Source organism: Sphingopyxis sp. P8, from assembly GCF_020622175.1.
Classification (GTDB): domain Bacteria; phylum Pseudomonadota; class Alphaproteobacteria; order Sphingomonadales; family Sphingomonadaceae; genus Sphingopyxis; species Sphingopyxis jiangsuensis.
Genome location: NZ_JACNMK010000002.1, coordinates 1,325,419 through 1,345,844, shown reverse-complemented (window position 1 = coordinate 1,345,844; position 20,426 = coordinate 1,325,419). Strand labels below are relative to the sequence as shown.

The 20,426-nt window shown below is 64.0% G+C and carries 16 protein-coding genes; 8 read left to right on the top strand and 8 right to left on the bottom strand.

Translation table 11 applies throughout. The features are described 5' to 3' along the window. Positions 1–3 precede the first annotated feature (3 nt). From gltB to H7692_RS14835, 3 genes are all read left to right on the top strand, one after another. Complete coding sequence (gltB, locus tag H7692_RS14845) at positions 4–4,536, top strand: glutamate synthase large subunit (RefSeq protein ID WP_201927429.1); 4,533 nt, start codon at positions 4–6, stop codon at positions 4,534–4,536. Between the two features lie 124 nt (positions 4,537–4,660). Continuing rightward, complete coding sequence (locus tag H7692_RS14840; RefSeq protein WP_201927432.1) at positions 4,661–5,092, top strand: hypothetical protein; 432 nt, start codon at positions 4,661–4,663, stop codon at positions 5,090–5,092. Between the two features lie 67 nt (positions 5,093–5,159). Beyond that, the gene (locus H7692_RS14835; protein WP_201928701.1) at positions 5,160–5,831 is read left to right on the top strand and encodes a glutathione S-transferase family protein; all 672 of its coding nucleotides are present in this window, start codon (positions 5,160–5,162) and stop codon (positions 5,829–5,831) included. A 108-nt stretch (positions 5,832–5,939) separates the two neighbouring features. Here H7692_RS14835 and H7692_RS14830 read toward each other — a convergent pair whose 3' ends face one another. Next, positions 5,940–6,533, bottom strand: coding sequence for a YdeI/OmpD-associated family protein (locus tag H7692_RS14830; protein WP_222137282.1), 594 nt, complete (start codon positions 6,531–6,533; stop codon positions 5,940–5,942). Then, a complete protein-coding gene (gene ubiG, locus H7692_RS14825) occupies positions 6,530–7,255 on the bottom strand; it encodes a bifunctional 2-polyprenyl-6-hydroxyphenol methylase/3-demethylubiquinol 3-O-methyltransferase UbiG (RefSeq protein WP_222137281.1) in 726 nt (241 codons plus the stop codon). Before ubiG ends, H7692_RS14830 begins: the two co-directional genes overlap by 4 nt. Positions 7,256–7,409: 154 nt before the next feature. Here ubiG and H7692_RS14820 point away from each other — a divergent pair, with 154 nt between their 5' ends. Then, the gene (locus H7692_RS14820) at positions 7,410–8,657 is read left to right on the top strand and encodes an aspartate kinase (protein WP_222137280.1); all 1,248 of its coding nucleotides are present in this window, start codon (positions 7,410–7,412) and stop codon (positions 8,655–8,657) included. 8 nt (positions 8,658–8,665) lie between these two features. Here H7692_RS14820 and H7692_RS14815 read toward each other — a convergent pair whose 3' ends face one another. Next, positions 8,666–9,076, bottom strand: a complete 411-nt coding sequence (locus tag H7692_RS14815) for a PaaI family thioesterase (protein WP_227340486.1) — start codon at positions 9,074–9,076, stop codon at positions 8,666–8,668. Between the two features lie 133 nt (positions 9,077–9,209). Beyond that, positions 9,210–11,378, bottom strand: coding sequence for a catalase/peroxidase HPI (gene katG / locus H7692_RS14810; RefSeq protein WP_222137279.1), 2,169 nt, complete (start codon positions 11,376–11,378; stop codon positions 9,210–9,212). A gap of 336 nt (positions 11,379–11,714) precedes the next feature. Between katG and H7692_RS14805 the strand changes: the two genes are divergently transcribed. From H7692_RS14805 to H7692_RS14790, 4 genes are all read left to right on the top strand, one after another. Beyond that, positions 11,715–12,719, top strand: coding sequence for an NAD(P)H-dependent flavin oxidoreductase (locus H7692_RS14805; RefSeq protein ID WP_227340439.1), 1,005 nt, complete (start codon positions 11,715–11,717; stop codon positions 12,717–12,719). After that, positions 12,716–13,489, top strand: coding sequence for a hypothetical protein (locus H7692_RS14800; protein WP_227340438.1), 774 nt, complete (start codon positions 12,716–12,718; stop codon positions 13,487–13,489). The genes H7692_RS14805 and H7692_RS14800 overlap by 4 nt, the downstream gene beginning before the upstream one ends. Before the next feature lie 100 nt (positions 13,490–13,589). Next, the gene (ptsP, locus tag H7692_RS14795; RefSeq protein WP_222137277.1) at positions 13,590–15,884 is read left to right on the top strand and encodes a phosphoenolpyruvate--protein phosphotransferase; all 2,295 of its coding nucleotides are present in this window, start codon (positions 13,590–13,592) and stop codon (positions 15,882–15,884) included. Positions 15,885–15,969: 85 nt separating this feature from the next. Further along, positions 15,970–16,380, top strand: a complete 411-nt coding sequence (locus tag H7692_RS14790) for a GFA family protein (RefSeq protein ID WP_222137276.1) — start codon at positions 15,970–15,972, stop codon at positions 16,378–16,380. Between the two features lie 6 nt (positions 16,381–16,386). Here H7692_RS14790 and H7692_RS14785 read toward each other — a convergent pair whose 3' ends face one another. Genes H7692_RS14785 through ybeY form a run of 4 tightly spaced genes read right to left on the bottom strand, consistent with a single transcriptional unit; the run spans position 16,387 to position 20,380 of the window. Further along, positions 16,387–17,703, bottom strand: a complete 1,317-nt coding sequence (locus H7692_RS14785; RefSeq protein WP_222137275.1) for a replication-associated recombination protein A — start codon at positions 17,701–17,703, stop codon at positions 16,387–16,389. Between the two features lie 2 nt (positions 17,704–17,705). Then, positions 17,706–18,860, bottom strand: a complete 1,155-nt coding sequence (locus H7692_RS14780; protein WP_222137274.1) for a glycosyltransferase family 4 protein — start codon at positions 18,858–18,860, stop codon at positions 17,706–17,708. A 59-nt stretch (positions 18,861–18,919) separates the two neighbouring features. Next, positions 18,920–19,855 carry a hemolysin family protein gene (locus H7692_RS14775; RefSeq protein ID WP_222137273.1) on the bottom strand — a complete coding sequence of 312 codons (936 nt, stop codon included), beginning with the start codon at positions 19,853–19,855 and terminating at the stop codon, positions 18,920–18,922. A gap of 18 nt (positions 19,856–19,873) precedes the next feature. Further along, positions 19,874–20,380: an rRNA maturation RNase YbeY gene (gene ybeY / locus H7692_RS14770; RefSeq protein ID WP_222137272.1), complete on the bottom strand. Its 507-nt coding sequence runs from the start codon at positions 20,378–20,380 to the stop codon at positions 19,874–19,876. Between the last annotated feature and the right edge of the window lie 46 nt (positions 20,381–20,426).

Genomic DNA, 20,426 nt, shown 5'->3' with positions numbered 1-20,426 from the left:
GAAATGATGACCCACTACCCCACCCCCGAACATGCGCGGCTCGCCGCGACGGGCATGTATCGCCCCGACATGGAATCCGACGCTTGCGGTGTCGGCATGGTCGCGGCAACCGACGGCAAGCCGTCGCGCCGCGTCGTCGAGGCGGCGATCGAAGCGCTGCGCGCCGTATGGCACCGAGGCGCCGTCGATGCCGACGGCATGACGGGGGACGGGGCGGGAATCCATGTCGACCTGCCCGTGCGCTTCTTTGACGATGCGATTGCGGCATCGGGGCATAATGTGCTGCCGAACCGGCTCGCGGTAGGGATGATCTTTCTGCCGCGCACTGACCTCAATGCGCAGGAAGAATGCCGCACGATCGTAGAATCCGAGATCATCGACGCGGGCTTTACCATCTATGGCTGGCGGCAGGTGCCCGTCGACGTGTCGGTGATCGGCGACAAGGCTCAGCGCACGCGGCCCGAGATCGAGCAGATCATGATCGCCGGCCCGCTGCCGGACGAACAGTCGATCGACGAGTTCGAAAAGCAGCTCTATCTCGTCCGCCGCCGCATCGAGAAAAAGGTCGTCGCGGCGCAGATCCACGATTTCTATATCTGCAGCCTGTCGGCGCGCTCGATCATCTACAAGGGATTGTTCCTCGCCGAGAGCCTCGCCGATTTCTATCCCGACCTGACGAACAAGCTGTTCGAAAGCCGCGTCGCGATTTTCCACCAGCGCTATTCGACGAACACTTTCCCGCAATGGTGGCTCGCACAGCCGTTCCGCACGCTCGCCCATAATGGCGAGATCAACACGATCCGCGGCAACAAGAACTGGATGAAGAGCCACGAAATCAAGATGGCGAGCCTCGCCTTTGGCGAGCATTCGGAGGACATCAAGCCCGTGATCCCCGCGGGCGCGAGCGACACCGCCGCGCTCGACGCGGTGTTCGAGGCGCTGTGCCGCGCCGGCCGCGACGCTCCAACGGCGAAGCTGATCCTCGTCCCCGAAGCCTGGGCGAACGAAACCGACATGCCCGAGCCGCACACCGCCATGTACAAATATCTCGCGAGCGTGATGGAGCCGTGGGACGGCCCCGCAGCGCTCGCGATGACCGACGGCCGCTGGGCGGTTGCGGGGATGGACCGCAACGCGCTGCGCCCGTTGCGCTATTCGCTGACCGCCGACAATCTGCTTGTGGTTGGATCGGAAAGCGGGATGGTTCTGCTTCCCGAAGCGAGCATCCGCAAGAAGGGCCGCCTCGGCCCCGGACAGATGATCGCGGTCGATCTCGACAAGGGGACACTCTACGAAGACCGTGCGATCAAGGACAAGATCGCCAGCGCGCACGACTATGGCTCTCGCGTCAAGGGTTTCCGCTCGATGGACGACCTGCCAAAGGGCGGCAAGTCCAGCCTCGCCGGCTGGGACCGCAGCGAATTGCTGCGCCGCCAGGTCGCCGCCGGCCTGACCATGGAGGATATGGAACTCATCCTCTCACCGATGGTCGAGGACGCAAAGGAGGCTGTCGGCTCGATGGGCGACGACACGCCGCTCGCGGTCATTTCGGACAAGCCGCGCCATGTCGCACAGTTCTTCCGCCAGAACTTCAGCCAGGTCACCAACCCGCCGATCGACAGCTTGCGCGAACGGCATGTGATGAGCCTGAAGACGCGCTTTTCGAACCTCGCCAATATCCTCGACGAAAAGGGGCAGAGCGCGCACGTTCTCGTGATGGACTCGCCGGTTCTCGTCGGCGACGATTGGGACCGGCTGCGCGCCTATTTCGGCGATGCCGTCGCCGATATCGACTGCACCTTTCCCACCGGCGGCGACGCTTCGACGCTGCGCGAGGCGATCGCGCGCGTGCGGCGCGAGGCGGAGGACGCGGTGCGCGCGGGACGGAGCGAGCTGTTCTTGACCGACGAACGGATCGGGTCCGACCGTGTCGGCATGGCGATGGTGCTCGCCGCCGCTGCCGTCCACACCCATCTCGTCCGCAAGGGGCTGCGCAGCTATGCCTCGATCAACGTCCGCTCGGCCGAGGTGCTCGACACCCACGCCTTTGCGGTGCTCATCGGCGTCGGCGCGACGACCGTTCACGCCTATCTCGCCGAAGCCGCGATTGCCGACCGCCATGCCCGCGGGCTGTTCGGCAGCGAGCTGACGCTCGACGATTGCCGCCAGCGCTTCCGCAAGGCGATCGACGACGGGCTGCTCAAGATCATGGCCAAGATGGGGATCGCGGTGATCTCCAGCTATCGCGGTGGATATAATTTCGAGGCGGTCGGCTTGAGCCGCGCGCTCGTCAACGACCTGTTCCCCGGCATGCCCGCCAAAATCTCGGGCGAAGGCTATCAGTCGCTGTTCATCAACGCGACCGAGAAGCATGAGGCGGCGTTCGACAAGCGCGTCGCGACGCTGCCTATCGGCGGCTTTTATCGCCAGCGCGCAGGCGGCGAGACGCACGCCTATTCGGCGCAGCTCATGCACCTGCTCCAGACCGCCGTCGCGACCGACAGCTATTCGACCTATCTGCAATTCTCGCGCGGCGTGGCGGACCTCCCGCCGGTCTATCTGCGCGACCTGATGGCGTTCAACTATCCGTCGCAGGGCGTGCCGCTCGAAAGCGTCGAGGCGATCACCGAGATCCGCAAGCGCTTCGTCACTCCCGGCATGTCGCTCGGCGCGCTGTCACCCGAGGCGCACGAGACGCTGGCAATCGCGATGAACCGCATCGGCGCGAAAGCCGTGTCGGGCGAAGGCGGCGAAGCCAAGGAACGTTATCGTCCCTATGCCAACGGCGACAACGCCAACAGCAACATCAAGCAGATCGCCAGCGGCCGCTTCGGCGTCACCGCCGAATATCTGGGCGCATGCGACGAAATCGAGATCAAGGTCGCGCAGGGCGCTAAGCCCGGCGAAGGCGGTCAGCTTCCCGGCTTCAAGGTGACTGAATTCATCGCCCGCCTGCGTCACTCGACGCCGGGCGTGATGCTCATTTCGCCCCCGCCGCACCACGACATCTATTCGATCGAGGATCTGGCGCAGCTCATCTATGACCTGAAGCAGATCAACCCGAAGGCGCGCGTATGCGTGAAGCTGGTCAGCTCGGCGGGCATCGGCACCGTTGCGGCGGGTGTCGCCAAGGCGCACGCGGATGTCATCCTTGTCGCGGGCAACACCGGCGGCACCGGCGCGTCGCCGCAGACGAGCGTCAAATACGCCGGCACTCCATGGGAAATGGGGCTTTCCGAAGTCAATCAGGTGCTCACCCTGAACGGTCTGCGTCACCGCATCCGGCTGCGCACCGACGGCGGTCTCAAGACGGGGCGTGACATCGTGATCGCCGCAATTCTCGGCGCCGAGGAATATGGCATCGGGACGCTGAGCCTCGTCGCAATGGGCTGCATCATGGTGCGCCAGTGCCACAGCAACACCTGCCCCGTCGGTGTCTGCACGCAGGACGAGAAGCTGCGGCAGAAGTTCACCGGGACGCCCGAGAAGGTCATCAATCTGATGACCTTCATCGCGGAGGAGGTCCGCGAAATCCTGGCCAAGCTCGGCTACCGGAGCCTCGACGAGGTGATCGGCCGAACCGAGCTTCTGCGCCAGGTCAGCCGCGGCGCCGAACATCTCGACGACCTCGACCTCAACCCCATCCTCGCAAAGGTCGATGCGCCCGACGAGCAGCGCCGCTCGCAGGGGCCGCATTTCCGCAACCCCGTTCCCGACAGCCTCGACGCGCAGATATTGAACGACGCACAGCCGCTCTTCGAACGCGGCGAGCGGATGCAGCTTACCTATAATGTCCGCAACACGCACCGCGCCGTCGGCACGCGCCTGTCGGCCGAAGTGACCAAGCGCTTCGGGATGACGGGACTGGCGGACAATCATGTGCAGGTCCGCCTGCGGGGCACCGCGGGCCAGTCGCTCGGCGCCTTCCTGTGCCAGGGCATCACGCTCGAGGTGTTCGGCGACGCCAATGACTATGTCGGTAAAGGCCTGTCGGGCGGTCGCATCATCGTGCGCCCGACTGTATCGAGCCCGCTGGTCAGCCAGAACAACAGCATCGTCGGGAACACCGTTCTTTACGGCGCGACCGCGGGCACACTGCTCGCGGCGGGCCAGGCGGGCGAGCGTTTCGCGGTGCGCAATTCGGGTGCCAATGTCGTAATCGAAGGCTGCGGAGCGAACGGCTGCGAATATATGACGGGCGGGACGGCAGTCGTGCTGGGCCCGGTCGGCTCGAACTTCGGCGCCGGCATGACCGGGGGCATGGCGTTCATTCTCGATACCGATGAGAGCTTCGAGCGTCACGCCAATGGCGAATCAATCATGTGGCAAAGGCTCGACAGCGCCCATTGGGAAGCCGAGCTGCGCGCGTTGGTCGAGGAGCATGCCAAGGCGACGGGTAGCAAATGGTCCGGTGAAGTTCTGGCCGACTGGCACCTTTGGCGCGGTCGCTTCTGGCAGGTCTGCCCGAAGGAGATGCTGAGCCGCCTCGCCCATCCGCTGAGCGATGCCGAGGTGGAGATGGTTGCCGCCGAATAGCCGGACGCGGCGCGGCGCCTTTCCGGCACGTTCCGTCGAAGGGCGCCGCACGTTCAGCAAGGCGCAAGCGTGTGTCTGTTACAACGCGCGCCATCTTATCGCGCCTTGTTGAAGGACGAACACAATGCATCGCTGGACACTCGCGGCACTGCCGCTTCTCGTCATCACCAATCCATTGCCCGCTCAGGCCGCCGAGCGCGAGCTTGCCGATGCCGCCGCGACATTGAGCGACCCCATCGTGCAGGATCGGATGGCCGACACCGTGGCGTCCATCGTCGGCGCCATGCTGGAGATGCCTATTGGCCCGCTTGCCGAGGCTGTCGCTCGCATCGACCCCGACTCCGACGCAGCCTATATTCCGCCCGATGCAACGGTGGGCGACGTCGCTGGACGCGACCCTGAATATGGCGAACGTCTGGGCGACGACGTCCGCGCGAGCGCCCGCATGGCGAGCAGTGCCGCATCGACGATGGCTGTTTATGCTCCGGTCCTGAAAGACATGGCCCGCGACCTCCTCGCTCAATGGAAGTATGAGCGCGACGCGACGCGGCGCTGATCATCACCCCTCCCGCTGCTTGCCATAGCCGTTGCGCGGCAGCCCCCGCTGCCGCTATGCGAAAATCATGTGGCAGCTTTACCAATTTCCCCTGTGTCCCTTTTCGCGCAAGATCCGGCTCCTGCTGGGCGAGAAAGGCGTCGGTTACGAATTGGTGCGCGAATCGCCGTGGGAACGGCGCGACGAGTTCGTCGACCTGAACCCTGCCGGCCGCACGCCGGTGATGGTCGATCAGGAACGTGGACAGGTGCTGATCGACAGCAATGCCATCGCCGAATATTTCGAGGAGACAGTCGAGGGCAAGGCGATGATCAACGGCACCGCCGCCAACCGCGCCGAAATCCGCCGCCTTGTCGCCTGGTTCGATCAGGATTTCTATTTCGAAGTCACCGGTCCGCTGCTGTTCGAGCGGATGCAGAAACGCATCGTCCACCGCCAGCCGCCCGACGGCGGTGCACTACGCGAGGCCATGAAAGCCGCGAACCAGCATCTCGACTATGTCGACTATCTGATCGATCACCGCACCTGGCTCGCCGGCGCGACGATGAGCCTCGCCGATTTGACGGCCGCCGCGCATATCTCGGTCGCCGACTATCTCGGTGGCATCGACTGGACCGGACACGAACAGACGAAGGGCTGGTATTCGGGCCTCAAGTCGCGCCCCAGCTTCCGACCGCTCCTTGCCGAGCGGATGGAGATCGTGACGCCGCCGAAATATTATGAGGATGTGGACTTCTGACGCGCCACGGAACGCGGAGCGTGTGATCCTCGGCGAAAGCCAGGGTCCAGCCGGCACGGCATTGCGCGACAGGGTCCCGGCCTTCGCCGCGGATCGTCCAAGCTAACGTCAACAGCCCTTATATTTCCAGTTGCGGTCCTTCCCTTCGGCGACCTGATCGGCGGTGGTCGCGATGCGCTTGGCGCGCGTCTCTTCGCGCTTCGCATCGATCACCCACTCGATATAATCGCGCCGTTTTCCGGGCGAGAACGCATCCCAATGGCCTTGCGCGGCGGCGTTGGCTTTCAATGCCGCGCGCAAATCGTCGGGAAGATCGAGCGTGGGCTTGGATTTGGGCGCCGCGCGCTTGGGCTTGTCCTCTCCGCACAAGGCGGCGGCCTCGGCAATCCAGGCTCCGAGCGCCTCGTCCGAAGGCAGATCGGACAGCCCCACCAATCGGCCCATGCTGCCCATTGCATCGGCGTTCCGCGGCGATCCGGTCACTTCTTCGTCGCGCCAGAAACCAAAGGTCGCATGCGCCTTGAATGCCGCCATCCCCGCAAGATTCTGTCCGTTGAGCACGAAATAGGGCATGCCCCACTTCAATGTCTCTTCAGTCCCCGGCGCGTGAGCATGAACCAGCTCGCGCAAATGCGTCAGGATTGGCCGTGCGAAGGGCTGGCGCGCCGCGATATAGGCGTCGACGCGCGGGTCGCGAGTCATTCGGCGTGCCGCGCCGCAACGAGATAGTTGAGCGCCTCGCTGCCGCCGAGCTTGAACCCGGTCGCGGCGGAAGGTGAGAGGCCGGTGCGGTCGATGACCGCCAGCCCCGCGGCCTTCAGCAAATCGCCAAGTTCCTCGGGCTTCAGAAACTGGCCCCAGTCGTGCGTCCCGCGCGGCACGGCGCCGAGGCGCTCGGCGGCTTCGACGAGCAATAGTTTCGACGCGATCGTGCGGTTGGGTGTCGACAGGATCATCAGTCCGCCCGGTGCAAGCCGCGTCGCCAATTCGGTGACAAACGCTGCCGGGTCGGCGACGTGCTCGACGACCTCCATCGAGGTCACGAGGTCGAATCTTGCCCGAGGAAGGCTAGCAAGCTCGCCCGCAAAATAGTCGATCGCGAGTCCATGCCCTGTGGCATGATCGCGGGCGACGGCGATATTTTCGGGCGCGGCGTCGACGCCGGTCACCTTGGCGCCGAGCCGTGCGAGCGGTTCGGTGAGCAGTCCTGCGCCGCAGCCGACATCGAGTGCCGTCCGTCCGACAAGCGGATGACGGTCGCGCGCGTCGAGCTGCCAGTGAAGATCGGCCTGTTCGCGGATATAGCGCAGCCGCACAGGGTTGAGCTTGTGCAGCATCGCCGAGGAGCCCTTGGCGTCCCACCAGTCGGCGGCAAGCCTGCCGAAATGGGCGGCTTCATCGGCTTTGATTGTCGCGGCGTTCATGGAACAATCAGTGGCACCGCGCCCACGATGGCGCAAGAAATTTGCGCCGCATACGATGGCGCCCTTGCCATCGCCCTCCCCCTTCCCTAACAGCCGGACGCCGCAGAAAACTTGGAAAAGTTGCGGCAGCAACCAGTTTGGGAGGCAGGGCGAAATGGCGCGGATCGTGATGAAATTCGGGGGCACGTCGATGGCGGGCACCGAGCGGATTCGCACCGTCGCGAAACTCGTCGCGCGCGAGGTCGCACAGGGCAATGAGGTCGCGGTCGTCGTTTCAGCGATGGCTGGCGAAACCGACCGGCTCGTCAATTTCTGCCGCGAGGCGAACCCGCGTTACGACCCCGCCGAATATGATGTCGTGGTCGCGAGCGGCGAGCAGGTGACGTCGGGGCTACTGGCGCTCACGCTGCAGGCGATGGGCGTCCCCGCACGCAGCTGGCTCGGCTGGCAGCTCCCGATCCGTACCGAAGAGGCGCATGCGCGCGCGCGCATCTCCGACATCGACACGGGCGCACTGAGCGCGGCGATGGCCAAGGGCGAGGTCGCAGTAATCCCGGGTTTCCAGGGCATGATGGACGACGGCCGCATATCGACGCTCGGCCGCGGCGGGTCGGACACCAGCGCGGTCGCGGTCGCGGCGGCGGTCAAGGCCGACCGCTGCGACATCTACACCGACGTCGACGGTGTTTACACCACCGACCCGCGCATCGTCGCGCGGGCGCGCAAACTCGACTATGTCACCTATGAGGAAATGCTCGAACTCGCGAGCGTCGGCGCGAAGGTTCTCCAGACGCGTTCGGTCGGCCTTGCAATGAAGGAAGGCGTGCGGGTGCAGGTGCTTTCGAGCTTCGTCGAAGGCGACGAGGCGCCCGCCAAAGGCACGATGATCGTCAGCGACGAGGAAATAGAGGAACATCAGATGGAACGGCAGCTGATCACCGGCATCGCCCACGACAAGAATGAAGCCAAAATCATCGTCACGCGCGTCCCCGACAAGCCGGGCGCGGTCGCCAGCATCTTCGGCCCCCTCGCCGCCGCCGGGATCAACGTCGACATGATCATCCAGAACGTCGGGCGCGACAAGGGCGAGACCGACGTGACCTTCACCGTGCCGGGTGCCGATCTCCTCCGCTCGATCGACCTGCTCGAAGGCGCGAAGGACAAGATCGGCTTCAACCGTATCCTGAGCGACGACAAGGTCGCCAAGATCAGCGTCGTCGGCGTCGGCATGAAAAGCCACGCAGGCGTTGCGAGCACAATGTTCCGCGCGCTCGCCGACCGCGGCATCAACATCCAGGCCATCTCGACGAGCGAGATCAAGGTCAGCGTGTTGATTGACGAGGACGAGACCGAGCTTGCGGTGCGCGTTCTGCACACGGCTTACGGGCTCGACGCCGAATAATATCGGGTTCAGTTCGACATTATCAGCAGTGTTGAGGTTGCGGTTGCGAGCAGCCGCCCGTCTTCGTCGGTAAGCCGCGCTTCGCTGAACGCCACGCGGCGCCCGATCGAAATGACCTTGCCCTCGGCCCGCACCTTTCCGGTATTGGCAGTCATCGCGCGCAAATAGCTCGTCTTGAGCTCGAGGGTGGTCATCGACTGATCGTCAGCAAGCTTGGTGACCGTCGCAATTCCGCATGCCGAATCGAGCAAGGTCGCCGCATATCCGCCATGAACGATGTTCATCGGGTTATAGGTTTCGGGGCCGGGGTTGCCTTCAAATACCGCCCAGCCGTCGCCGCAATCGACAAGCTGAAATCCCAGAGTCTCGCCGATGGGTGGTCGCCCGCCCGCAGCAATCAGCCGCCTCACACTTTCCACCGTCAAGACCACGACTCCTGTTTTTAGGATGAACCGTCGCAGCTGCTATCGCCGTCGCACGCCAAAATAAAGACCGCTCCGGCGCAATGGCGCGCCGAAGCGGTCAAGGGTCATCGGGGAACCGTGCGAATGGTCAAACGATGTCGAAGCGGTCGGCGTCCATCACCTTGGTCCATGCCTTGACGAAGGTGTCGACGAACAGCGGGGCGCCGCTGCTTTCGGCGAAGACCTCCGAGATCGCACGGAGCTGCGAATTCGATCCGAAGACAAGGTCGGTGCGCGTGCCGTGCCATTTGTCAGCTCCCGTCTTGCGGCACTTACCTACGAACTCTTCATCGCCGCTTTCGTCGACGACGCGCCATTCGATGCCCATGTCGAGGAGGTTGACGAAGAAATCGTTCGACAGTGTTCCGACGCGGTCGGTGAATACGCCGTCGCCGGTGTCGCCGGTCACAGCCCCGAGGACGCGCATCCCGCCAACCAGCGCAGTCATTTCGGGCACCGACAGGCCGAGCAGATCGGCGCGGTCGATCAGCATTTCCTCCGTCTTCACCTGCGCCTTGGTCTTCAGATAGTTGCGGAAACCATCGGCAAAGGGTTCGAGTGGCTCAAAGCTTTCGGCGTCGGTATGCTCGTCCCCGGCATCGCCGCGGCCGGTCGATACTGCGACCGCGACGTCAAACCCGCCGTCCTTCGCGGCTTTTTCGATCGCCGCCGCACCAGCGAGCACGATGGCATCAGCCATCGACAAATCGCCGCGCAGTTCGTCGAGCTTGCCGAGCACCTTTGCAAGCTCTGCCGGATCGTTGACCGCCCAGTCCTTCTGCGGCGCGAGCCGGACCCGTGCGCCGTTCGCGCCGCCGCGATGGTCCGAGTTACGATAGCTTGAGGCCGATGCCCACGCCGCCTTGACGAGTTCGGAGACGGTCAACCCGCTTGCCAGCACCTTCCCCTTGAAATCGGCGACCGCCGCATCCGACGGCTTGGTTCCGGCAGGAACCGGGTCCTGCCAGATGAGATCCTCGTCCGGCACTTCGGGGCCGAGATATCGGACCTTGGGCCCCATGTCGCGATGGCACAGCTTGAACCACGCGCGCGCAAAGGCGTCGTCGAGTGCAGCCTGATCGTCGCGGAAGCGTTCCGAAATCTTGCGATAGTCGGGGTCCATCTTCAGCGCCATGTCGGCGGTGGTCATCATCGTCGGGACTTTTTTCGACGGATCGCGCGCATCGGGCGCCATGTCCTCGGGGTCCGGGTTGATCGGCTGCCACTGCTGCGCGCCGGCGGGGCTCGTCACCAGTTCATAGTCATATTTGAACAGCAGCCGGAAATAGTCGCCGCCCCATTGCGTCGGGTTCGGCGTCCACGCACCCTCGATGCCCGAAGTGGTGATATGCCCCTTTCCGATCTCGTCCTTGTCGGTGAGCCAGCCAAAGCCCATCAATTCGAGCGCCGATGCTTCGGGACCCGATCCAAAATTTTCGGCGGGCTGCGCGCCGTGCGCCTTGCCGAAGGCGTGGCCGCCAGCCGTCAGCGCCACTGTTTCCTCGTCATTCATCGCCATGCGCGCGAAGGTTTCCTTTATGTCGCGCGCCGACAGCAGGGGATCGGGATTGCCGCCGGGTCCTTCGGGATTGACGTAGATCAACCCCATCTGGATCGCGGCGAGCGGATTTTCGAGTGCCTTGCCTTCATCGGGAATGATGCGCGTCTCGGCCCCCTGGTCGACCCAAAGCTCCTCGGTGCCCCAATAGACGGTTTCGGGTTCATAAACGTCGACCCGGCCGCCGCCGAAGCCGAACACCGGCCCGCCCATCGATTCGATCGCGACATTGCCGGTCAGGATGAACAGATCGGCCCAGCTGATCTTGTTCCCGTATTTCTGCTTGATCGGCCAGAGAAGGCGGCGCGCCTTGTCGAGATTGCCGTTGTCGGGCCACGAGTTGAGCGGCGCAAACCGCTGCTGCCCACTCGACGACCCGCCGCGGCCGTCGCCGGTGCGATAGGTGCCCGCCGCGTGCCAAGCCATACGGATGAAGAAGGGGCCATAATGGCCATAATCGGCCGGCCACCAATCCTGGCTGTCGGTCATCAGGTCGGTCAGATCCTTCTTGAGTGCCTGATAATCGAGCGACTTAAAGGCTTTCGCATAGTCGAACGCACCGCCCATCGGGTCGACCGCGCGCGCGCCACCTTGCAGGATCGAGAGGTCGAGCGCGTCGGGCCACCAGTCACGGTTCTGGCGTCCCAGGAACGATCGGACCTGGGTCCCTGTCATGGGGCATTTGCTTTCGACGTTCATGCTGACTCTCCTCTGTGGTTTGGTCTGATGTGGTGACGCGGTTCGGTGACCGGTGGATGACGCGGCGTTTTACCCCTTCTGGCGGACGCACGGCGATGGCCGGCGCCGAATCGGTGTCCGACTGCGTTACTCTGACCGGCGAAGGATAGGCTGCGCTCGCGCTTCAACCTAAACGAATAAGCAGCACATAGTCATCGACCGGGCCGATTAATAGGGACGCTGGGCGCCGCAAAGTTCGCCGCGCGCGACGAACCGAATCAACTGCACGACCGGCTGAGTCACGCATTTTCAGCTAGTCATTGCGCCGGGGCGACAGTGCTGGCAAAGGCGGCAGCAATGGGCAAATTAAACGAATTGATGGCGCGCGGGACCGACCTTCTCGGCAGCGATTACGCCATATTGTGCGGCGCGATGAGCTGGGTCTCGGAGCGCAATCTGGTCAGCGCAATCAGCAATGCAGGCGGATTTGGCGTGATTGCGTGCGGCGCGATGACCCCCGACCTGCTCGATATCGAGATTGCGGCGACGAAGGCGCTCGCGAAGCGCAACTTCGGCGTGAACCTGATCACCATGCACCCGCAATTGTTCGATCTGATCGACGTGTGCGCAAAGCATAAGGTCGGCCATGTTGTTCTTGCGGGCGGCCTGCCGCCCAAGGGAAGCCTCGAGGCGATCAAGGCGTCGGGCGCCAAAGTCATCTGCTTTGCGCCGACGCTCGCGCTCGCGAAAAAGCTCGTGCGTTCAGGCGTCGATGCGCTGGTCATCGAAGGGATGGAGGCCGGTGGGCATATCGGTCCCGTATCGACGAGCGTGCTCGCACAGGAAATCCTGCCGGCCCTTTCGGCCGAGGTGCCGATTTTCGTCGCGGGCGGGATCGGTCGCGGCGAAGCGATTTCCGGTTATCTCGAAATGGGCGCGTCGGGCGTCCAGCTCGGGACACGCTTTGTCTGCGCGACGGAGAGCATCGCGCATCCCAATTTCAAAAAGGCCTTCATGCGCGCATCGGCGCGCGATGCCGTCGCGAGCGTCCAGCTCGATCCGCGGCTGCCGGTGATTCCGGTGCGCGCGCTCAAGAACAACGGGACCGAAGCCTTCACCGCCAAGCAGCGCGAAGTTGCCAACCTGCTCGACAGCGGCACCGTCGACATGGCAGCGGCGCAGCTAGAAATCGAACATTATTGGGCTGGCGCGCTGCGGCGCGCCGTCATCGACGGCGATGTCGAGAACGGCTCGTTAATGGCAGGGCAATCTGTCGGTATGGTAACCAGCGAAGAGAGTGTCGCCGATATCGTCGCATCTTTGGTGCAACAGGCCGAAGCCGCGTTGCACGCGCGCGGATGACGTCGCAGCATATGGCGGCAGGGGAGAATATCATGAATGTGTCGCGCAAGATTATCCTGGCCGGGCTGCTCGCGAGCGTCGCTGCCTGCGCTCCCGCGCCGGTTCCGCCCCCGCCGCCACCGCCGCCACCGCCGGTGGCCGTGGTCATCCCGCCGCGTCCGCTTCCGCCCGGCAATGCTTCGCTTACGCAGATCCTTCCGCAGCGGGGGCTCGACGGCCGCTTTGTGACCGCGAACAGCAATGTCACCGGCGACCGCGCTTTCTGGCAGCTCAAGATCGCGCTCAACGTAGCAGCGATCGGCTGCCGCGGTGCCGAGGAAGCGACGCTGGTTTCGGCCTACAACAATATCATCAAGGCGCATGGCAAGGTGATCCGCTCGACCGAAAAGACCGTCATCAGCCAGCTAGGCAAGGAGTCGGGCACCAACGGCACGGCAGCACGCGACCGCCTGGCGACGCAGCTCTTCAACTATTTCGCCCAGCCGCCGGCGCAGCGCCAGTTCTGCCCGCGCGCGAACGAGATTGCCCAGCTTGTCTCGACTACGCCCAGCGCGCAGATTGTCGAGCAAGCGCCCGCGCACCTCGCGCAGCTCGACCAGCCCTTTGTCGACTTCTACGAAGCCTATGCGCAATATCAGCGCGACGTGGTGGCGTGGGACGCAAAATATGCCATTCCCGCCAACGCCTCGATCTTCGATACGACAACGCCTGCGGCGACGACCGACAGCGCCGCGGCGTCGCCCCCGGGATCAGCTCCGGCCAGCAATTGACGCCTGGTTCTCTGGGCATCCGGAATTCGCTGTAAACAGCGGACGATTTCACCGGCGGGCGATGGCAACGTCGACAAGCTTCTGATAGCAGGGTGGAGCGATGACCAATGCTCCACCCCCTCCTTCGTCGGCTGCTCAGTCCGCCCGCAATATTTTGACGCGATTGCACGAGGTGATGGCGGCGCGCACCAATGCGCAGAGCAAACTCAACCAAGTCGTCGGAATCATCGGCGAGTGCCTCGATAGCGAGGTGTGCTCAATCTATCTGCTGCGCGAAGGCGCGCTCGAACTTTATGCGACGCAGGGGCTGAAGCAGGAAGCGGTCCATGTGACGCGGCTCGCGCTCGGCGAGGGCCTTGTCGGCACGATCGCCGATCAGATCGAGACATTGAACCTCGACGAAGCCGCAGCCCACCCCGACTTTTCCTACCGCCCCGAAACAGGTGAGGAGTTGTTCCACAGCTTTGCCGGGGTGCCGATCATCCGCCGCGAACGCGCGGTCGGAGTGCTCTGCGTCCAACATGCCGATCCGCGGCGGTATGACGATATCGAGATCGAGACGCTGCAAACGGTCGCGATGGTCTTGTCCGAACTGATTGCCAATGCCGATCTGGTCGATACCACGGCGCGTATCGACGCCGCCGCCGCCGACCAGTCGGCGCAGCGCCTGACGGGGCAAAAGCTGGTCGATGGCATGGGCGCCGGCGTTGCCGTCTATCACCAGCCGCGCGTAACCATCGAGCACACGATGGCCGACGACATCGAGGCCGAGCGGCATCGCGTCTATGCCGCGTTCGACAAGATGCGCGAACAGATCGACCGCATGGCGAGCCAGGCGGAATTCGGCGTCGGCGGCGAACATGAAGAGGTGCTCGAAACCTACAAGATGTTCGCTTATGACGAGGGTTGGTCGCGCCGGATCAACGAGGCGATCGACAGCGGCCTGACCGCCGAGGCGGCGATCGAGCGCGTCCAGCAACGCACACGCATGCGGATGCGCCAGATCGACGACCCATTGCTGCGCGAACGCATGCACGACCTCGAGGATCTGTCGAACCGGCTGATCCGCATCGTGTCGGGACAGATGGGCACCGCAGCGCAAATGGGTCTGCGGCACGATTCGATTTTGATTGCGCGCAACCTTGGGCCCGCCGAACTGCTCGAATATGACCGGCGCCGGTTGAAGGGCGTCGTCCTCGAGGAAGGCTCGCTCACCGCGCACGTCATCATCGTTGCGCGCGCGATGGGAGTTCCGGTCATTGGCCGCGTCAACGACGTGCGCACCTCGATCCGCGAGGGTGACATGCTGTTGCTCGATGCCACATCGGGCAATGTGCACGTCCGCCCGACTTCGGCGGTGCAGGACGCATTCGATGCCAAGCTCGAAATTTCGCAAAAACGCCGCGCCAATCTCGCGGCGCTGCGCGACCTCCCTGCCGTTACCAAGGACGGCGTTACGATCGAACTCATGATCAACGCCGGGCTGCGCGAGGATGTCGCGGCGCTCGACCTGACGGGCGCGCGCGGGATCGGGCTGTTCCGCACCGAGTTCCAGTTCCTCGTGTCGGCCACCCTGCCCCAGCGCGAGCGCCAGCAGCGCCTTTATCGCGACGTGCTCGACGCGGCGGGCGACCGCCCGGTCATCTTTCGCACGGTCGATATCGGCGGCGACAAGGCGCTGCCCTATATGAACGTCGACACGGCGCTCGAGGAAAATCCGGCGATGGGCTGGCGCGCGCTGCGCCTCGCGCTCGAACGCGAGGGCCTGTTGAAAGTACAGGCGCGTGCCTTGATGGAGGCGGCCGCCGGTCGAACGCTGAACGTCATGTTCCCGATGGTCTCCGAACCCTGGGAATATGAAGCGGCGCGCGCCCTTTTCGTCGGGCAGCGTGCATGGCTTGCCAAGCATAACAAGAAGCTGCCCGCCGCGATCCGCTATGGCGCGATGCTGGAGGTACCGGGTCTGGTCGAAACGCTCGACCTGATGCTGCCGCACCTCGACTTCCTGTCGATCGGGACGAACGACCTTACGCAGTTCCTGTTCGCGGCCGACCGCGCGCACCCGCGGCTTGCCGAGCGCTATGACTGGCTGTCGCCGACCGTGATACGCTACCTCGCCCGCGTCGTCAAAATAGTCGCGGGCAGCAAGGTCCAGCTTGGCGTGTGTGGCGAAATGGGCGGACGTCCGCTCGAGGCGATGGCGCTGCTCGGCATCGGCATCGAGCGGCTTTCGATCACACCAGCCGGCGTCGGACCAGTCAAGGCGATGATCCGCTCGCTCGACCTTGGTGCGCTGCGGGCCGCGATACCCGCGATGCTTGCGCAGCCGTCGGCCGACCCGCGCGGCCAGTATCGCGCCTGGGCCGAGAAGCATCAGGTCGATCTGGGCGATTGACGATAGCAGACCGTGACCTGGCAGGTCATTGCCTCGGCAAAAATGTTTATGTTATGTTCTCATCATACGATGGAGGAGAATAAGCATGTCCGATTCGAACGCGCGCGCCACGGGCCAATGCCATTGCGGGGCGATCCGCTATTCGATGCCCACCACGGTAGCGCATCATGCGCTTTGCCATTGCAGCGATTGCCGCCGCCATGCGGGAGCGCCGCTGGTCGGTTGGGCGCTCGTCAGTCAGAGCGACCTGTCGGTCGAGGGAACGCCGAAAATCTATGCATCGTCGGAGCATGCACGTCGCCATTTCTGCGGCAATTGCGGTTCAGGGCTCTTCTATACGAACGAAGAGATATTTCCGGGACAGATTGACGTTCAGACGGCAACGCTCGACGATCCCGATCTGATTCCGGCGCAGGTGCAGATCCAGACCGCCGAACGCATCGGCTGGATGGAGAATCTAGACAAGATGCCTGCTTTTGACCGCTATCCAGGCTGAGCGCCGTCAATCGCGCGCGCGTCGGCGCTCGTCCCACCACGCCAGCCGCTCGGCGATCCGTTTTTCGAAACCGCGATCGACCGGGCGATAGAAGGTGGCGGGCTCCATATCGTCGGGCCAATAATTGTCGCCCGAAAAGCCGTCGGGCGCATCATGATCATAGCTGTAGCCCGCGCCATAGCCCAAGTCCTTCATCAGCTTTGTCGGAGCGTTGAGGACGTTGGACGGAGGAGCAAGCGAGCCCGTGTCGCGTGCGGCCGTCCACGCCGCCTTTTGCGCGGCATAAGCAGCGTTCGATTTGGGCGCAGTCGCGCAGTAGAGGCATGCCTGCACGATGGCGAGCTCGCCTTCAGGCGATCCGAGAAACTGAAAGGCGTCCTTGGCGGCAAGGCACTGGGTCAACGCCTGCGGGTCGGCGAGCCCGATATCCTCGCTTGCGAAGCGAACGAGGCGGCGCAGCACATAGAGCGGCTCTTCGCCTGCCACCAACATGCGGGCGAGCCAATAAAGCGCGGCCTGCGGGTCCGACCCGCGCAGCGACTTGTGGAGCGCCGAGATCAGATTGTAATGCCCGTCGCGATCCTTGTCATAGACAGGCATGCGACGGTGCAGGAATTGGGCCAATTCCGCCGCATCGAGCGGAGCGGCAATATCGGTCGCAAACAATGTTTCGACCTGATTGAGCAGGAAGCGCCCGTCGCCATCGGCACTCGCGATTAGCGCAGAGCGCGCCTCGGCAGTCACCGGAAGATCGCGACCTGCCGAAGCTTCGGCGCGATCGACAAGCGTCGCAAGCGCGGATTCGTCGAGGCGGTGCAGGACAAGGACTTGGGCGCGGCTGAGCAAAGCCGCGTTGAGCGCGAAACTGGGATTCTCGGTCGTTGCGCCGACGAGCACGACGGTACCGCGCTCGACATAGGGCAGGAAGCCATCCTGCTGCGCGCGGTTGAAGCGGTGAATCTCGTCGACGAACAACAGGGTTCGCTTCCCTGCGGCGGCCATCTTGTCGGCGTCGGCAAAGACCTTTTTGAGATCGGCGACCCCCGAAAAGACAGCCGACAGCGGCGCAAAGCGCATTCCAACCGCTTCGGCAAGCAGGCGCGCGATCGTCGTCTTGCCCGTTCCGGGCGGTCCCCACAGGATGATTGAGGCGAGCGTTCCGGCAGTCACCATGCGGCCGATTGCGCCATCGGATCCGGTCAGATGTTCCTGGCCCACGACGTCGGCCAATTTGCGCGGACGAAGCTGCTCGGCGAGCGGAACCTGGGCAGCATTATCCGTCGCTGGCAGCGGCTCGTCGTGCGCGAACAGATCGCCCGCCATCGTTAGCGCTGCCGCTGTTTCTGCCGGATCAGCCGCAAATAGGTGTCGGCAACCGCCTGATTGATCGCGTCCCACTGATAGGCGCCGCTTTCGGCGAGCGCGGCGGCGCCGTGCTGGCGGCGCAAATTCTCGTCGCGGCAATAAAGTTCGAGATCGTCGGCGAAGTTGCCGATCGAGCCCGGAGTGACGAGGTAGCCGGTGACGCCATGCTTGACGATGCTCGCGCTGCCCGTCGCGCGCGCGGCCACGACTGGCAAGCCGCACGCCATCGCCTCGAGCGTCACATTGCCGAAGGTTTCGGTCACCGACGGGTTAAAGAGCATGTCGCACGACGCAAGCGAGCGCGCCAGATTCTCGCCGCCCTGAAAGCCGACGAACTTCGCATTGGGCAAACGCGATTCGAACCACTCTCCGGCGGGTCCCTCGCCAATTACGACGACCTCGTGCGGGACGCCGCGACGTTGCAAGACATCGATGGTATCGGCGAAGACGTCGAGCCCTTTTTCCATCACCAGGCGCCCGAGAAAGGCGATGACGGGGCGATCGTCGGCGATGCCCCAGCTTTTCCGCCAGCTCATGTCGCGACGGTCGGGGCGGAAAATGTCGCGCTCGACTCCACGCGTCCAGATGCCGATGTCATAGTTCATACGCTGGTCGCGCAGAACCTGCGCAAAGCTTTCGGACGGCGCGATCAGCGCGTCGCAGCGGCGATAGAGGCGGCGCAGCCACGCAACCACGAGCGGCTCGAGAAACGACAGATTATAATAGCGGAAATAGGTTTCGAAGCGGGTGTGCACCGAACAGGCCACCGGAATATGCCGCCGCCGCGCCCAGGCTGCCGCCTGTCGCGACACGCGGTCAGGGCTCGAAATATGGAGCACGTTCGGCGCGAACATCGCTATATCCTCGCGGACGCGCGCCGAAAAATGCAGCGGAATGCGATATTCGGGACGGTTGGGGATCGCCATCGACGGCACGCTGACGAGGTCGCCCGTCGGTTCGAAATCGGGGTCGTCGACGGTCGGCGAATAGACGCGCACGGCGGCACCCTGCCCCAACAGATAGCCGACAAGGCGGTTGAGCGCCTTGTTCGCCCCATCGACCGTCATATTGTAATTGCCGCTGAACAGGGCAATGCGCAAATCGGAAACTTCCATTGCGCCAGCGCTAGTCGCATCGCCGCGCAAAGGCAATCGAGCGCGGCGCGACGTTCAGCCTAGTCGCCGGTATCCGACGGCGCCTCCAACTCGACCTCGACCGGGGGGTGGAGGCGCAAGCGGTGGACGCGCTTCTCGTCGGCTTCGGTCACTTCGATGCGCCAGCCGCTCGGGTGGAGCAGCACTTCGCCAACCTCTGGAACATGTCCCGCAAGCACCGCCGCAAGGCCGCCGACAGTGTCGACATCTTCGTCGACCTCGGCAAGCCGCGGGTCGATTTCCTCACCGATATCGTCGAGTTCGGCGCGCGCATCGGCGTCCCAGCAGCCATCGTCGGCGCGTGCGAACAGCGCGGTCGGCTCATCGTCATGCTCGTCTTCGATCTCGCCGACGATTTCCTCGACCAGATCCTCGATCGTCACAAGGCCTTCGGTTCCCGAATATTCGTCGATCACGATGGCGAGGTGCGTGCGCTGCGCGCGCATTTCGGCGAGCAGGTCGAGCACGTCCATCGACTGCGGCACATAGAGCGGCTGGCGGATCAGGTCGATCAGCGGCGGCGGCGCGCGCCCTTCGGCGAGCACGGCGAACACGTCCTTGACGTGGATCATCCCGATCACCTCGTCGAGCGTCTCGCGATAGACCGGCAGGCGGCTGTGGCCCGCGTCGGCGAAGTTCGCGACCAGCTCTGAAAAGCTCGCGCTTTCGGGGATGGCGATGATCTCGCCGCGCGGCACCGCGACATCGTCAACCGTCTGTTCGCCGAAATGGAGGAGGTTGCGCAGCATCTTGCGCTCGATGGGCGAAAGGTCGCCGACGACGCTGCTCCCGCGGCGCTCCTCGCCCTCCTCTTCGGCCTCGTCGATAAAATCCTCGATCTGCTCGCGGAGCGACGGCTCACTGTTGCCGCCGAAGAGCATGTTCTTGAGGCCGGTCCACAGACCGGATCTACTGTCCTCTTCCGATCGGTTCGAAGACCCCTGGTCGTCGGGCATGTTGTGGGCGTTTCCCTGTTAATCCTGATCCGCATATGGATTGCCGACGCCCAGCGATGCAAGTGCTTTCACTTCCAACGCCTCCATCGCCGTCGCACCGACCTCGTCCATATGGTCATAGCCGACGAGATGCAGTGTTCCGTGGACGATCAGATGCGTCGCATGGTCGGCGAGCGACACGCCCTTTTCTTCGGCCTCGCGGGCGCAGGTTTGGCGCGCCAGGACGATGTCGCCGAGCAGGATTTCGCCGTCGTCGCTGTTGTCGAGGCTTTCGAGCAGATCGACCTGTACCTGCGGAAAGGACAGGACGTTGGTAGGCTTGTCCTTGCCGCGAAAATCACGGTTGAGCCGCTGCACCTCGGCATCGTCGGTCAGCCGCACCGCGACCTCGACGAGTGGCGCCGCGTGGGCGAGCGCGGCGAAGGGCGTCAGCCCGAGCGCGGCGGCGACGGATTCGTTCGCACGCTTCTCCCAATCGAGCGCCGCCGGCCATGGCGAGGCCTCTTGCGTCTCGACGATCAGCATCGGCGGGCCACGGCGCGAAATGGCGCAGAAAACGGTGTAACTTCAC